General features: G+C 41.6%; 11 protein-coding genes. 1 reads left to right on the forward strand and 10 read right to left on the reverse strand.

The features are described 5' to 3' along the window. Nucleotides 1-10 precede the first annotated feature (10 nt). The 9 genes from ACL9RF_RS10510 to ACL9RF_RS10550 form a co-directional block, all read right to left on the reverse strand. Entirely contained in the window at nucleotides 11-742 is a 732-nt protein-coding gene (locus tag ACL9RF_RS10510; protein WP_422800583.1) for a DUF3823 domain-containing protein, read from the reverse strand. Nucleotides 743-761: 19 nt separating this feature from the next. Beyond that, nucleotides 762-2,729 (reverse strand): RagB/SusD family nutrient uptake outer membrane protein, encoded by a 1,968-nt coding sequence (locus tag ACL9RF_RS10515; protein ID WP_422800584.1) that lies wholly within the window; start codon nucleotides 2,727-2,729, stop codon nucleotides 762-764. Nucleotides 2,730-2,742: 13 nt separating this feature from the next. Beyond that, complete coding sequence (locus ACL9RF_RS10520; protein WP_422800585.1) at nucleotides 2,743-5,940, reverse strand: SusC/RagA family TonB-linked outer membrane protein; 3,198 nt, start codon at nucleotides 5,938-5,940, stop codon at nucleotides 2,743-2,745. Nucleotides 5,941-6,226: 286 nt separating this feature from the next. After that, nucleotides 6,227-8,890 carry a hypothetical protein gene (locus tag ACL9RF_RS10525; protein ID WP_422800586.1) on the reverse strand — a complete coding sequence of 888 codons (2,664 nt, stop codon included), beginning with the start codon at nucleotides 8,888-8,890 and terminating at the stop codon, nucleotides 6,227-6,229. A 112-nt stretch (nucleotides 8,891-9,002) separates the two neighbouring features. Beyond that, nucleotides 9,003-10,424, reverse strand: coding sequence for a signal peptidase I (gene lepB / locus ACL9RF_RS10530; RefSeq protein WP_422800587.1), 1,422 nt, complete (start codon nucleotides 10,422-10,424; stop codon nucleotides 9,003-9,005). A 3-nt stretch (nucleotides 10,425-10,427) separates the two neighbouring features. Further along, entirely contained in the window at nucleotides 10,428-11,171 is a 744-nt protein-coding gene (dapB, locus tag ACL9RF_RS10535; RefSeq protein WP_422800588.1) for a 4-hydroxy-tetrahydrodipicolinate reductase, read from the reverse strand. A 53-nt stretch (nucleotides 11,172-11,224) separates the two neighbouring features. After that, nucleotides 11,225-11,959, reverse strand: a complete 735-nt coding sequence (locus tag ACL9RF_RS10540) for a DUF5683 domain-containing protein (RefSeq protein ID WP_422800589.1) — start codon at nucleotides 11,957-11,959, stop codon at nucleotides 11,225-11,227. A gap of 8 nt (nucleotides 11,960-11,967) precedes the next feature. Beyond that, nucleotides 11,968-12,882, reverse strand: coding sequence for a ParB/RepB/Spo0J family partition protein (locus ACL9RF_RS10545; RefSeq protein ID WP_422800590.1), 915 nt, complete (start codon nucleotides 12,880-12,882; stop codon nucleotides 11,968-11,970). A gap of 2 nt (nucleotides 12,883-12,884) precedes the next feature. Then, nucleotides 12,885-13,685: a ParA family protein gene (locus ACL9RF_RS10550; protein WP_422800591.1), complete on the reverse strand. Its 801-nt coding sequence runs from the start codon at nucleotides 13,683-13,685 to the stop codon at nucleotides 12,885-12,887. Between the two features lie 209 nt (nucleotides 13,686-13,894). On the opposite strand from ACL9RF_RS10550, the gene ACL9RF_RS10555 reads away from it, so the two are divergent. Next, entirely contained in the window at nucleotides 13,895-14,416 is a 522-nt protein-coding gene (locus ACL9RF_RS10555; protein ID WP_422800592.1) for an NADPH-dependent FMN reductase, read from the forward strand. A 10-nt stretch (nucleotides 14,417-14,426) separates the two neighbouring features. On the opposite strand, the gene ACL9RF_RS10560 is transcribed toward ACL9RF_RS10555, so the two are convergent. Beyond that, nucleotides 14,427-15,254: a UDP-2,3-diacylglucosamine diphosphatase gene (locus ACL9RF_RS10560; protein WP_422800593.1), complete on the reverse strand. Its 828-nt coding sequence runs from the start codon at nucleotides 15,252-15,254 to the stop codon at nucleotides 14,427-14,429. Between the last annotated feature and the right edge of the window lie 395 nt (nucleotides 15,255-15,649).

Below are 15,649 nucleotides of genomic sequence, written 5' to 3' on the forward strand. Positions count from 1 at the left end.
TTTATTACACTTACGGCACTTTAATCGTTTCAATAGCCGAGTAGTTAAATTTCTCAAAGGTATCGCGCACCTTGGCCCCCATCCGTACATAATAGGTATATCCAGATTTTAGCTGTAGCCCATCGATATGGTAGGTTTCATTTCCGATACCGGTATTGACATCACCGATTTCAGACCAATTTTTGTTGATTAGCGCGCGGTATTCGTCTTTAAAATATGCATCTATTCTACTACCGGCGCCCACGTAAGGCGTTAAACTTAAAAATGGTCTAACCTCAATAACCTGCGGTAAGCCTGCCACTACAGGCGCTTCCAAGGTACAAGACATGCTTAATTTATTATCGGCGGATAAGGTCCATTTCACATTTTTAATCTTTAAATAAGGTACCACATTAAAATCCTGCGTCCCTTTATCGCCAAGTTTAAAGTCCTCCACTTTTGCGGCAGGCCAAAATGCGCCAGCATACGGCTGCAGCGTGTAGGTAGCCTGAAACAACTTCGTATTCTGATAAGAACCCTCCTGTTTTACGGGAAGATCCTGCGGAGCAGGGTTATCGCTCCAACTCGTTTCCAAGAGTCGTATAGAGAACTCCCCAGGCCCGGTTAAAAAAGGCTCTTTCGTTGTTTCGTCATATACGGTACCCGATAAAGCAGCATTCGGCCCATCGTAATTATCGGTTTTCATACAAGAGCTCATCCACAAGCTGGGCACGATAGCACACAATAAAAATAACTTTTTCATGTTCATTCAAATCAAAGGATTAATAAATTGGATTCTGCGGATACAATAGCGGATTTTTATTTAACTCTCCACCTGGAAGCGGCTCATAGTACCATTTCTTTTCGAAGGTAAAACTCTTGTTCCAAGGCTCCCTTTCGCGGATAAAAATATACGAACCAATGCGTTCACCATTAGGTTTATACTTCACCTCATCCAACACCAGATACGGCATTAACGAGTTGGGCACAAAATTATTTAACTCCACATCCGCAATTCTCCAGCGGCGCATATCCCACCAGTGGTGGTTTTCAAAACACAGCTCCCGCTCGCGCTCCTCGCGAATAAACTGCAGGTTGCCATCAATTGGGTACCCATATTTATTACCCACCACAGGACCGCTATTATACACATACGGTTTTGCTCCTGCGCGCTCGCGGATTCTTGCGATATACGTAAAGGCCTCCGTTTTCAAGGTCTCGTTATTTTTTAATAAACCAAGCTCATACGCTGCTTCCGCTTTATTTAATAACACCTCCGCTAAACGAATTACCTTCCACGGCTGGGTGCTATTATACAACTTCACCTCCTTGCTAGACATCTTATAGTTTATATACTTACGCACATAAAACCCAGAACGCGTATTATTGGCATGGCCATCTTTCCACATACCATGCTCACCTGTAATTAAGAATTTAGTACCATTATACGTATGCTCGGCATTTTTAGGTCCGGCAAGAATACGGTTAGACTCGCTATTCACCGGCGCGCCACCCGCCCCCATCTGCGCATCACTCGCGAGGCCAGGAAAGGAAACATATAAGCCCCTTTGCATATCAAACTCCCGCTTCTCCGCGCCATCACGCAACTCCATACCAGAGAAATAAACGGTAGCCTGTAAGCGCGGCTCCAAATTGGCGTACAAATCTTTACGGCTAGCATAGCGAATAGGTTTTCCATCCGCTGCCGTAATCGGCAGCTCACCAAAAAGTTCTACAACATTTAACACCGGATAAGCCGCCGATTCATTGTCGCTAGAGAAAGTAGGATTAGGCAAATGCGTCGCATCATAACTATGTTTTAAGCGGCTATTATGCGGACCTGTGATATCATATTGTTTAATAAAAATATCCTCCGTACTTTCTGCGTCCAAGAAAAGGTTTACATAATTCAACACCTTATCGTCCGGATTTTTATTGTAAAGCGTATAAGGCCCATCCAGCACCACGGTTGCCGCATCGTAAGCCTTCTGGTAGAACCATTCAGCCTCCTCTTTCGGAATTCCGACAAAACCCTTTACCGATGCATCCCCTGCCAAATTACTGTAGAAGCCATACTTCGCCACCGAGCCAGCATACAACATCACCCTAGATAAAAGTGCTGCAGCAACATATTTATTGGCACGGCCACGCTCACTGATTTTTTGCATATTTTCTATAGCAAACTGCAGATCATCATAAATAAATTTATATACATCCACTTCCTTATCCCGAGGCACCAATAAAGTCTCTTTCTCGGCACGCGGGTCCTGTACTTCTTTTATTATAGGCACACCGCCATAACGTTTTACCAGAGCGAAATAAAAAAATGCACGTAGAAAATGCGCCTCACCAATCGTGTTGTTGTAGGCATCCTCGGTATAATTATCTTTATGGTTTGGTAATCCCGCGATATAAGTATTCACATTCCGAATTTTGTCGTACGGCCAGTAACCAAAGCCCTGCGCACCGGCAACACCCCAAAACTGTCCCGTCATTTCGCCCGACATAGAAGCAAAGGTTTCCGAATTCTGCCAATAGTTATCCCAGCGAAACCCACGTTCCGGGTGGTAAACAAAATCCTCTATGGGCAAGTGGCTATACAAACCAGCCACATACTTACGTGCCCCCTCTTCATTTCCAAAAAGCGCCTTCTCATCCAGCATACCCAGCGGTTCCAAGTCCAATTTTCTACACGAGCCTAAAGCAAGCACGAAGAAAAGTGCTAATATTTTTATAAATGTAGTCTTCATAACATAAATAAGATTAGAATTTAATAGATGCCCCTATGTTATAGGTTTTATTAATTGGGTACTTGTACACATCAATTTCACCAGATGACGAACCACCCGCAGACCCCGGATGCTCAGGATCGCTATGTTTTAATCCTGTCCAAGTAAACAAGTTATAGGCACTGGCATAAATTCTTAAATTTTTAACTTTTATCGATTGCAGCCAATTTTTAGGGAAAGAATACCCGATCTCCAAGGTTTTCAGACGTAAGTACGCAGCATTCTGTACAGCCTTCGTTCCTTCCGCCATGGTTGACCCTGTGGAAGGATAATAACCTGAAATCCATTCTGTTCCCGGATTAAACAAATCCGCATTCGGATCCTTCGGTCTCCATCTATCCAAAAACTGGGTCAAAGCCCCCCCCTCAAACTGCAACGGTGCTGCCAACACCTCACTATACTGCACATACACGCCAGCGGCACCTTGGAAATTCATGGCCAAGTCTACCCCTTTCCAAGAACCACCAATATTTAAGCCATAGCCAAACACCGGCATATTATAGGTCGCAATCGGATGATCATCGGCACCATTAATAAAACCGTCGCCATTCCAATCTTTGTAGTAGTAATCACCCGGCAACGTACCGCTACCCACCTGTGTCGGGTGTTTATAAATTTGCTCATAGCTCGTAAACTGACCATCATACTCCTTACCCCACCAAATATCCTTATTCCGGTTTGCTACTCTGTTGCGCCAATGATCGTAAGAATTACCTGCGCGCGATTCTACCCAATTTTTAAATTGATTTTTGGTAGCCGAAATCTGGCCTGTAATAAAATAATTGACATCATTAATTTTATTTCTATGGCTTAAGGAAATCTCATAACCATAAGTTCGGTCGCTTTGTAAGTTTTCCTGTGGTAATACAGCACCTACCGTGCCTGGAATCAGATCCAGTCGTGTCGCTAATAAATCCTCACGGTTACGATTAAAATAATCCGCCGTTAAGCCAAATTTACCATTCCATAGATCCACATCTACCCCAAAGTTGGCCGTTCTAGAGGTATACCAAGTAAGGTTAGGATTCGGAATTGCAGTAGGAAAAGCGCCACCAATAATATCCCGATCAAACATCCAGCTCAAATTATTTTGATCCAATTCATAGCCGACAAATATTGCAGGGTAGTTTCCTGCCGCCCGATCGTCGCCCAGTTTACCATAAGAACCGCGAATTTTTAAGTTGTTAACAAACTTGAAATTATCTTTAATAAATTTCTCCTCACTAATACGCCAGCCTACAGATGCCGCCGGGAAGAAGCCCCATCTTTTATTTTTAGGAAACTTCGAGGAGCCGTCGTAGCGGAAACTAAACTCGGCAAGATATTTACCTTCGTAGTCATAGTTTGCCTTACCAACCAAAGCGCGGGCCGATCTTTCACCAATACCCTCCATATTACCCAGTTGGTTTTTAGTTTCTCCGGCAAACAAATATTCCGAATTCACCTTAATCTCCCGCTGCGCATAAAAGCTATCCCATTTATTATACTCTTCAACGAACAATAATAAACCAGAAACATTATGCTTACTAGCAAAACTTTTAGAATAATTTAAAGAGAATTGCATTAACGTATGCGAATCCGGATAAGCCGAGCGCCGGATGGTTGAAGGCGCATTCTTCTCATGGGCATTATATTTTTCCGGGGTTACGACCTCCCCGTTAGGCCCCAATACGGCAGGCGTATAGCTATACAGAAAATAAGATTTTCTATAATCCGTATTGTCGTTATATTTAAAATCGTAATTATACGTAGCCTTGGCACTTAACCCATCAATATAAGGGATTTTATAATCCAAGGATAGTATACCGTTAAACTGTTTACGCAAAAATTTCCGATACCCCGTCTGTTTTGAATCGGTCACCACAACCGGGTTTTCGTTATCAATCATATTAAAATTCGGATACAACGGATTGTCGTTCACATAAATCGGAATATCCGGGCGCTGGCGCCAGGCCTGTTTATACACGGCCCAGATATCAGTACGCGGTTGATTTGTTTCATCCGCATACCCACCTAAATCCAAGGAAGCCTTTAAGCGATCCGTGATCTTGATATCCACATTAGAGCGGAAATTATAACGGTTATAGTTCAAACTTTTGCTTTTATAAGCCCCCATTTGATCCATATAGCCCAAATTAAAGAAGTAATTTACCTTATCGTTACCCCCATTAACGTTTAAGTTATGTTGTTTCTGCGGAGAAGTTTTATCAAATGATGCATCTAAATAATTGGAAGACTGTTTGGTGCCATTTAAGTACTCCTCGATACTGGCATCACTCCAGATCGCCGGAAGTTTATTCGGGTAGTTGTTGTTAAAGTTGCGCCAAATCTGTTCGTTACGTAACCTTCTGAAATCTGCGGCACCCACGGTATTGGGCACATACAAAAACTGTTGAAAACCCTGGTTATAAGAATAGCCAATTTCAAAGCCCTGTTCTGCCGTACCGCGGCGTGTAGTCACCAATAGCACCCCATTTGCAGAGCGCACCCCATAAACCGCTGCCGAAGCATCCTTTAACACCGACACACTCTCAATTTCCGAGGCGTCCATACGCGAAAAATAATCCTTGTCGCGCGGAATACCATCCACCACAATCAACGGTTCGCCCATACCACGGATATCAATATTCGACTCGAAGGCCCCCGGTTGTCCCGACTGCTGCGTAATACGTACACCGGGTAATTTACCCGTTAACATGTTGATCACATTTTCATTTTTTGTTACTGTAATCTCCTTATTGGTTACCGAAGATACCGCACCGGTCAAATTCATCCGTTTCTGCGTACCATAACCAACCACAATAACATCCTCCAAGGTTGTATTATCCGAGATCAGCTGGATATCAATGCTACCATTTTCGCCGACCACAACCTCCTGTTTTACAAAACCTACATAACTAATAATAAGCCTGTCGCCAGGGGAAACCTGGAGGGAGAAATTACCCCTGTTATCTGTGGTGGTCGTTAAGCCCGTTTTGAGCACCTTCACAGATGCCCCCGGAATAGGAGTATTCTCCCCTACACTGCGCACGACGCCCTGCACACTGCGTTGCTGACCAAAAATTGCCATCGGAGATAGCAGCAACATGGGTACTACGGCCCACTGCCAAGATAGTTTTTTTACTTTCCTGCACCATAGGGATGTGCAAGACTCAATTTTGTTGAATCGCATAATTTACATAATGATAATTGGTTATCAATCTTAAAATCGGCCTAAGCACCGATAGGTTAGTTTTATTTGATACGGACAAAGTTTTTCTAAACTATGCCACACTAAGGTGAATTAGGTATCAAACAGCAAGGGATAGTCATACTGTTTTCTCATAGTAGTTTATTTTATAATTGATTATTAGAACAAGATTAAAATCCAAGGCATAACAAAGCATTAACAAAATATTAATACCATGCGATTAATTTTTAATTAACTGATTTACAGGAGATTAATTTTAATTATTTTTTTACACTAAAATATCACGATATGATTTTTGATAACGCTCGCCATACATCTGCGTATAGATCTGACAAAAATTATCGTAACATTGTAAGGCTAAACTGTGGTAACCCAGCTGTGCTAAGGCTTTACATTTAAAAATCATGGCCTCCTCATTTACAGGGTCAAAATGAAATATTCGGTTTGCAATATCGACAATAGCTTCAGCATGGTGTTTTAGTGATAAGGTGGACATCATCTCCGATAATAAAGAAATAACCTGAATTGAAACCTCATCTTTAACACTATCGAGCCATTCGTAATCTGTTTCAAACATAAAGCCACCCTTATCGAGAATCTTCAATAAGCGTTCGGCATAATCAGGTTCTACATCTTTACGGTTCAAGTAAATACGATTAAAGGCAAAGAAATCAATATAAACCTGCTCGTCATTCTCCAGGCACCAATACCCACTTTTTTTAGCGATCTTTACATTGCCTAACCTTTCTAATAAAGCATTTATTTTGGCAATATTTACGGATCTATTATTCCGTGCACTAGACGTAGACTTATCGGCCCAAAATAACTCCGTTAGCTTTTCCGAGCTAATGCCGCGACCGCGGTAAATGGTAAAAACAACAAACATGGTCAGCATCTCCTTCAGTAAAGGCGAAAAGCTATTGGTAATATCCTTACCTTTTTGATCATAAACCTGAATATCACCACGAAATAAAAATATTGCCGCAGCATCCAGCGGTGAACGATCCGCTTTTAATATTACGGTCTGCTCCATAACCGTAGTAGAACTTGAACTTGTAGCAGTGCTAGTGCTAGTACTGATGCTGGTATTGGTCGTTGCCGTATAGGGTATAGCTGTTGCAGGCTGCTCCAGCGTATTATCCTGCAGCTCAGTTCCCGACAGCTTCGCCTCCACAGGCACAGAAGCGGCAACCACCTTCCGATAGCGAAAAATATAAAGTAAACCTGCAATAATAAGAAGAATCGTTGTTCCCAGAGCCCAATACCAACCATTTCCAGCAACGGCTGCAACAATACTCCCCGTATCATAAGGTAAACCAGGCGCTAAAAGGGTATAAATACGAACCCGGGTTTCGTTTATATGACTATCGTAGAATAAAGTAACGGCCAGGTAACACTTCGATGCGGGTGCATAATATAAATCAGCAAAAGAACGAATATCATGAAAATCAAAAGGAATTAAGTTGCCTAAAGGGTGCAAGCCCTTGCCTTTTATTGGAATAGCATTAAGTTGTAAATGCGATTTGAACTTATTTCTTGGGAATACTAATCCATACAACATGTTATGGTCACTGTCTACCACCAAAGAGTTAGCCCATACCGACTCCTGCGAGGGAAGGTTCATTTCAAAAAGACGCTCAAAAGTATGAAGCCCCACATCCATACGTATTAAATCACTAGACATCCGAGGATTAAGCATCTGGTCGCCAGTGGCGCTGCCATAACCGCCAAGCAGATACACGCCATCAGAAGCGACGCCCAAGGCGCCTAAATAATGTGGAAACAGCTTATCACCCGAAAATGGGATACTATCCCAGGTTTGACTTGGGATATGGTACCGGTGGACCCCATTTTTGTAAGCAAAATGGCCATACCCCCCAATCATATAAATGGAAGAGTCCTGCTTAGCATAAAATTTGTTAAAGTGTAAGAAATTAGTACCATCCGCAGGATAGCGGAAATTTTCTGTCCATTTTCGAGTAAGCGTATCAAAGGTGGAGACAATACGTTGATCGATCGATATATTATGCACCTTGCCCAGCAATGGATCAAAAATCGACTGACTGCCATTCACCAGATGTAAAGATTCGCCATAGTATGCCCACGACCTGCTGTAATGCGCACCCACAAAAGTCTGCACCAAAGAATCCTGCCCCACAACGTATAGCGCTTCATTCTCGGCATCGAAAGCCACACTTGCCTGCCCAGAGAGCTTTAGCTCATTTTGTAAACGCCATTCCTGCCGTAATCTTTTTATCCACACCGGATTGGTTAATACGGCTTTACCGCCATTCTTTTTATCCAATCCTACGGTTCCCGACGTTTCATCCAGCGGCCAATGCCGTATTAACCGGTCATCCTCCTGGATAACAATATCCTTAATCCGCATAGGAGGCACATCCGAAGACTGGAAGACCTTAAAGTTATTAAGTCCAAAAAACAGCTTCAGGCAGTTTAAGCCCTTAAAGTCCAATTGCTGCTTATACGTTTGATTTTGTTGCTGTAGGGTAAGTAAACCATTTTTGGTATCTAAAACCAGCCGAATAGCATTCCACTTATAAAACAGCTGTTGTGGGTCGATATCAAATGCTATATCTGTAAATCTATCCCCTATTACCAATTTAAAATGTTTACCGAAACCTTTTCGACGATCATAAATCAGATCGATATTCAATTTATCATCCAAAATTAGACGAAAAACATAGCCAAAATAATCCTGCTGAAAGGGTTTAAACTGGAGGTCAAATTTAAGCTCTACCCTACCGTTGGTACATATAGGTTGCTCCATTCCAATTGCCAAGCTCGTCCGCTTATCAATTTCATTTTCATGGCTGGTAAATTCCAAGCCATACTGCGCATAGGCAACTGCGCCCCAAAAGACAAAAAAAAGTGTAATATAAAGGGGTAAATGGTATAATAGGTATCTTCTCACAACAATAATATAGGCTGATACTCAAATATACAAAAAGCTTTATTAAGATAATAACATAAAGCAAAAGGGCCATTTCTTTTTGAAATGGCCCTTTAAGTAAAAGAATACGCTTTTAGTTTATCCCTTTAAATATTCTATTCCAGCGAATTTTAGATAAGAACGTACCATCGGTATCGTAACTTAACCAGGTAAACAAAGCCTTACCCACAACATGATCTTCCGGCACAAAACCAAAATCTCTGGAGTCTAGGGAGTTATCGCGGTTGTCGCCCATCATCCAATAATAATCCATCTGAATTTTGTAGCTATCGGCTTTTGCGTCATCAATATAAATACCATCGGCACGATTTTCCAATTTATGCCCCTCGTAAACCGTAATCAAGCGATGATATAAAGGCAATGTCAACGCATTCAACGGAACGGTATCCCCTTTTTTAGGGATGGTTATCGGTCCGAAATTATGGAAATCCCAGTTGTATTGACTGTCTTTTGGAAATGCCGGCGATTCGTTTGCATACGGTACCACTTGTTTTACATTCGACCAACGTTTTACCTCTTCAATTTCATCTTTTGTAACTAACAACAAATAAGCAGCAACATTTCCATTTTGATCTTGCACCAGATTATACTCAAAGCGCTTATCTTTTAAGATATTTAAATCCAAGCCCCGTTCATCCGTATACACATAATACGCCGACTGTACATCGTTGGAGCCAAAACCAGGTTTACCATTTACCATTAAGATACCCTGATGCATTTCAACGACATCCCCCGGAATAGCGACAGCACGTTTAATATAATTCTCGCGTTTATCCACCGGACGGTTGAACGGCGCATCTGCCTCTACGGGGTAATTAAATACCACAACATCATTACGTTTGATTTGTTGAAACCCTGGTAAACGTTTGTATGGCAACTCTATCCATTCCGAATACGCTTTTCCACCCGTTATGGGCATGGTATGATGTGCAAAAGGAAAGGCTATCGGAGTATTTGGAATACGCGGGCCATAGTTAAGTTTACTCACAAATAAAAAGTCGCCCACCAGTAAAGTGCGCTCCATAGATCCCGAAGGAATCATATAAGCCTCAATCAGAAAACCACGGATAAGCGATGCCGCAATAGTCGCAAAAATAATGGCATCAGCCCACTCCCGAGCTACCGTTTTTTTATACGGATACTTCTTCTTAAACGCCTCTGTATTGGTCTGCCCAAGGTACTTTACATGTGCATCTCTACCCCATAAAGGCAAAACAATAAAAGGAACTAATACTGCGGCAGCATTTTCCCAAAAACGACGTTTACCAAAAGACTTTATAAAATCAAGGTAAAAACCGTAGAAGATAAAAACATTCACTATAGGGACAAAAAGCCAAACAATCCACCAGGTAGGGCTTCCCACCAATTGGGCTAACACATACTCCCGATAAACGGGAACTATCGCTTCCCAACCCTGTTTGCCGGCTTTTTTAAACAGCAGCCATAAACCATATAAAGATACTGCAGTTAATACCGCAAAAATAAGATACCACATGCGCTATTTATTAAAATCAAAAATCTCTGTAACCTGATAAAAACCCTTTTTCCCAAAGAGCCATTCCGCTGCCACCACAGCGCCCAAAGCAAAACCTTCACGATTATGAGCGGTATGCTTAAATTCGATTTGGTCCACCTCCGAGCTATAAACAACAGTATGCGTTCCCGGCACCTCCTCAATACGCAAGCTCTCAATCAAAAGCTCATTCGGTTTATTTATTATCTCCTCCCCTTCGCCTACCAGCTGATTTACCCAAACATCTTTGCTGCTGTTGTTCGCAATAATTCCTTCAGCGATCGTAATTGCCGTGCCACTCGGGGCGTCTAATTTATGGATATGATGAATTTCTTCTACCTGCGCATCGTACTGCTTATACGGATCTACAGCCTTCGCTAATAAACGGTTGATATGGAAAAAAATATTGACACCAATACTAAAGTTAGAACCGTACAATAAAGCCTGATTAGCCTCCAGGCATGTTTCTTTAACCTCCTGTAAATGCTCGTACCAGCCAGTTGTACCCACAACAATAGGTAAGTTCGCTTCAAAGCACAAGCTAATATTACTCAGGGCTGCATCAGGCGTACTAAAATCGATTGCCACATCAGCAGCCTGTAAATCGGCTACTGTAATAGATTCCCTGTTATTAGCGTCCACAACAAGTACGACTTCATGTCCTCTTTTTAGGGCAAACTTTTCGATAAGCTGTCCCATCTTGCCATATCCTAAAAGAATAATTTTCATATAGTTCGGGTATAAAGGTTGTTTCAAAAAAAAAAGTAATGTTTTATTATACGTTAAAAATTAAAAGTAAGTTTTACCCCGGGTGCCAAAGCATTTTTTAAATTCGGTTGATAGGCCAAATTAGCATTGACATTCGGTAAAAATGTTGGGTTTACTTTAAAGCTTAACTTATCACTGATATTATAACGATTACGCAGCATCGAATCGGTATAGGCTTCAATCACATTACCTGTCCACCATAATGCAGTTACTAAAATGGTCATATCACGATACCTACGGTAACTATCCTTAGCACGTATAATACCAGGTAACTCATAATTTATTAAATCCGGATCGGAGCGGTCGTTCGGGTTATCCGTTCTAAACTGCGCCTCCTTCAAAAACTTTTGGTAATACCAGTTCCAATAATCAAAGACAAAATAAGCCGTAATAAAACCACCGTATATCACCGGAAGTTTTATCCACAGATACTTACCGCCATTGGTAATTTGGCCCCAACCTGGTGCAAACATCGAACGACGCCAGGCAACATGCGAAACATGTTCAATGGCCAAACGCGTCGAGTCCTTCAGGATATTTTTATAATAATATTTTTCGCGTTCTTTCTCCGCCTTTTCACGTAGTTTTCGCTCTGCCCTTGTTTCCTTATGTACGGTATCCTGCTTAGCGCTGATCGAGTCAACACGTACTTTACCTGTTTCCAGTGTAAGCTTCGTTGAGTCGGTGGTCTGTGCAGCTAACCGCAAAGCAGCAAATACAAGGACCGCAACAATTAAATATTTAGACATATTTACGTTTACCAATCCAGTAATTCTAAAATTCGGCTCAGATCGTCTTCAGATTCGAAAGGGATCTCAATAGCCCCTTTTCCGCGGCTATTTTTCAGGTTTAACTTCACCCGCGTAGAAAACCTCGAAGCCAAGTCGTCTTCAATTTTCTGATACTGAAAATCCAACTGTTTACCTACGTTTTGATTTTTCTTCGGTTTCGCCTGTTCCTGAATATTGCGGACCAGGATTTCGGTCATACGCACCGAAAGCCCTTTTTCTATAATCTCATGGAAAACAAACAACTGTTTGTCGACCTCACCAACATTAACCAAAGCACGCGCATGGCCCATAGAAATCTTGCCATCACGTATACCCGCTTGGATAACTGGCGGCAGCTTTAACAAACGCAGGTAGTTTGTTACGGTAGATCGGTTTTTAGAAACCCTATCGCCCAGTTCCTCCTGCTTCAGGTTACACTCTTCAATCATACGCTGAAAACTCAACGCCACCTCGATAGCATTAAGATTTTCACGCTGTATATTTTCAATCAGTGCCATTTCCAACATCTGTTGGTCGTTTGCGGTACGCACATATGCCGGAATATCGTCTATACCGGCCAATTTGGAAGCCCTTAAACGACGTTCCCCAGAGATTAACTGATATTGATTTTTACCGACCTGACGAACCGTAATCGGCTGAATTAACCCCTGCAATTGTATAGACTCGGAAAGCTCCAGTAAGGCGGTTTCATCAAAGTCTGTACGCGGTTGAAAGGGGTTCACCGCAATTTGTTCTATTTTTATAAAATTAATGCTCCCTGCAGAAGGCACCCCCTGTTCGGCGTGTTCTTTAGGTGCATTACTCGGCGACACTTGAAGGTCATCCTGTAACAGAGCCCCTAAGCCTTTCCCTAATCCCGTTTTACGTTGTAGTGCTGCCATTTTTATGCAATTGATTGTTCTTTATTCTTTTCCTGTACCAAACCATTTTTCTGTAATATCTCGCGCGCCAAATTGAGGTAATTTATCGCCCCTTTACACGATGCATCGTGCATAATAACAGAAATACCAAAACTAGGCGCTTCACTTAAGCGGGTATTTCTTTGGATTATGGTATCAAACACCAAGTTGGTAAAGTGCGTACGCACCTCATCAACCACCTGATTTGACAAGCGCAGACGCACATCATACATGGTCAAGAGAATACCTTCGATTTCTAAATTTGTATTTAACCTATTCTGCACAATTTTAATTGTATTCAACAATTTCCCTAAGCCTTCCAACGCAAAGTACTCACATTGAACTGGAATAATAACCGAATCCGATGCCGTCAATGCATTAATCGTGATAAGGCCTAAAGAAGGAGAGCAATCGATAATTACAAAATCATATTCATCTTTGACCTCATCGAGCATTTTTTTCATTTTATACTCACGTTCATTGAGATTTATCATCTCAATTTCGGCACCTACAAGGTCAATATGCGCTGGTAAAAGATCAAGGTTCGGCGTATCCGTAGCTTGAATAGCCTCACGCGGGGATAAATCATTCACCAAACACTCGTAGACACTTGCTTTTATATTTCTAGGATCAAAGCCAATTCCAGAGGTAGAATTTGCTTGCGGATCAGCGTCGACAAGCAACGTTTTGTACTCCAACACCGCCAAACTTGCCGCCAGATTTATGGAAGTCGTTGTTTTCCCTACACCACCTTTTTGATTTGCGATTGCAATTATTTTTCCCATGAGATACTGAACCTTTTACAATTTGTTTTTACAAAGTATTGTTCTCCAACCAAATTTACATTTCCAACAGATAGAAAATGCTTAAATGATGTTAAAATTATTAATTTTGAGAACTTCCTGAGTCTATTGCTCAGGTCGCTAAGATACAAAAAATAGATTTAGGTTTTAACAAAGTCGTCTGTTGATTCTTATAACTTATAAAATCATTCATGAATTTAATTATATCGGGCACAAACAGGCTGGGTAGCAACTCGTTAAAAGTTGCACAGTATTATCAAGAAGAGCTCCAGAAAAAAGGAGAACCGTGGCAATTATTATCGCTGACAGACCTACCCCAAGACCTCCTATTTTCGGACCTTTATGGCAAGCGATCCAGCAATTTCGCACCTATACAGGAAATGGTATCAGCCGCACAAAAATTTGTATTTATTATACCTGAATATAACGGTAGTTATCCCGGAGTTTTGAAGGTATTTATAGATGCCTGTGCTTTTCCAGCCTCCTTTTACCATAAAAAAGCAGCATTGATAGGTATTTCATCCGGAAAATACGGCAATATTCGTGGTGTAGATCATTTTACGGGTGTATGTAATTACTTAAGGATGCATGTATTACCACTAAAAATCCATTTGCCAACGATACAAAATGAGCTCGATGACCAAGGCTGCATCACGGAGGAGCTAACGCATAAATTTGTGAGCGAGCAAATCGACGAGATTGCCCGTTTCTAAAATCAGCAAACTATCGCCCCACCCGTATTCTTTCGAGAATACTCTCTAAAGAATACGATAAGGGCATTTCCTGTAGCGGGTATTTCCCCAGCTTTTCCTTTTGTTCCTCATACAAAAACAAGGACCATTCCTTGTTATGATATTCTAAAGCCGAAAGATTTTCAATCCAATCTCCGGAATTCATATACATACACTTACCCTTTTTATTCGTTACCTCCCTGATTTGCGGGTGATGGATATGGCCGCACACCACATAGTCATAGTGACTATCTATGGCCAATTCAGAGGCTGTATGTTCAAAATCGCCGACAAACTTCACGGCCTTTTTAACCGAATTTTTAATACGCTTGGAGAGGGAGTATTTCTCGCGCCCCATCCTCACAAGGTACCAGTTAATAACATTGTTTAAGCGAATAAGCATATCGTAGCCCCAGCCGCCAAGTTTGGCCAGCCACTTGGAATGCTGTACCGAGGCGTCGAAAACATCACCATGAAAAACCCAGGCTTTTTTATCGCCCAGCTGCATAATCAACTTATCTACCAATTTGATATTACCAAAACTAATATCCGTAAACTTTCGAAGCATCTCATCGTGATTTCCGGTGATATAAATAATCTCCGTACCCTGATACGCCATATCAAAAAGATATTTTATAACCCGCAAGTGTTGGTCGGGGAAATAACTCTTTTTAAACTGCCATATATCAATGATATCACCATTTAAAATCAGCTTTGCCGGTTTAATGGAATACAAGTAGTGCAAGATTTCTTTGGCTCTACATCCGTAGGTTCCCAAATGCAAATCCGATAGTACAACCAAGTCTAGTTCTCTTTTCATAATTGATGATACAAGTTACTAATCAGTCGGTTAACTTTCTATATGCAAAATATTAAGAAATTATCAATTTTGACTATCGCTTAAATTCGTATTGCGCCATACTATAAAACATAAACGCAACCTAAAATCGATGCCAAATTAGTAGCTACAGAATAACGGCCCTTACTCCTTTATGCCCTTATGCCCTTCCCCTTCCTTCCAAACAAGCCCAGCACCACCAGCACCACCAGACCCAGCAGACCCAGCAGCCTTAGCACAACAACAGTTGAAATACAATATTACGGTATAGCGGTATAGAGGTACGAGCCAGCTCCTATACCAGTAAGTGAGAAAACCGACCTAAAGAAAAGAAAACATAAAGAAAGGAAGTATATAAAAACAAATGGAGCTGCCCA

The organism is Sphingobacterium sp. Mn56C, assembly GCF_049319645.1.
Lineage (GTDB): Bacteria > Bacteroidota > Bacteroidia > Sphingobacteriales > Sphingobacteriaceae > Sphingobacterium.

What these genes read in the sequence shown, in the direction of transcription:
- ACL9RF_RS10520 (WP_422800585.1), bottom strand. Translation starts at nt 5,940, where the DNA reads ATGCGATTCAACAAAATTGAGTCTTGCACATCCCTATGGTGCAGGAAA.
- ACL9RF_RS10510 (WP_422800583.1), bottom strand. Translation starts at nt 742, where the DNA reads ATGAAAAAGTTATTTTTATTGTGTGCTATCGTGCCCAGCTTGTGGATG.
- lepB (WP_422800587.1), bottom strand. Translation starts at nt 10,424, where the DNA reads ATGTGGTATCTTATTTTTGCGGTATTAACTGCAGTATCTTTATATGGT.
- ACL9RF_RS10545 (WP_422800590.1), bottom strand. Translation starts at nt 12,882, where the DNA reads ATGGCAGCACTACAACGTAAAACGGGATTAGGGAAAGGCTTAGGGGCT.
- ACL9RF_RS10560 (WP_422800593.1), bottom strand. Translation starts at nt 15,254, where the DNA reads ATGAAAAGAGAACTAGACTTGGTTGTACTATCGGATTTGCATTTGGGA.
- ACL9RF_RS10555 (WP_422800592.1), top strand. Translation starts at nt 13,895, where the DNA reads ATGAATTTAATTATATCGGGCACAAACAGGCTGGGTAGCAACTCGTTA.
- ACL9RF_RS10540 (WP_422800589.1), bottom strand. Translation starts at nt 11,959, where the DNA reads ATGTCTAAATATTTAATTGTTGCGGTCCTTGTATTTGCTGCTTTGCGG.
- ACL9RF_RS10515 (WP_422800584.1), bottom strand. Translation starts at nt 2,729, where the DNA reads ATGAAGACTACATTTATAAAAATATTAGCACTTTTCTTCGTGCTTGCT.
- ACL9RF_RS10550 (WP_422800591.1), bottom strand. Translation starts at nt 13,685, where the DNA reads ATGGGAAAAATAATTGCAATCGCAAATCAAAAAGGTGGTGTAGGGAAA.
- dapB (WP_422800588.1), bottom strand. Translation starts at nt 11,171, where the DNA reads ATGAAAATTATTCTTTTAGGATATGGCAAGATGGGACAGCTTATCGAA.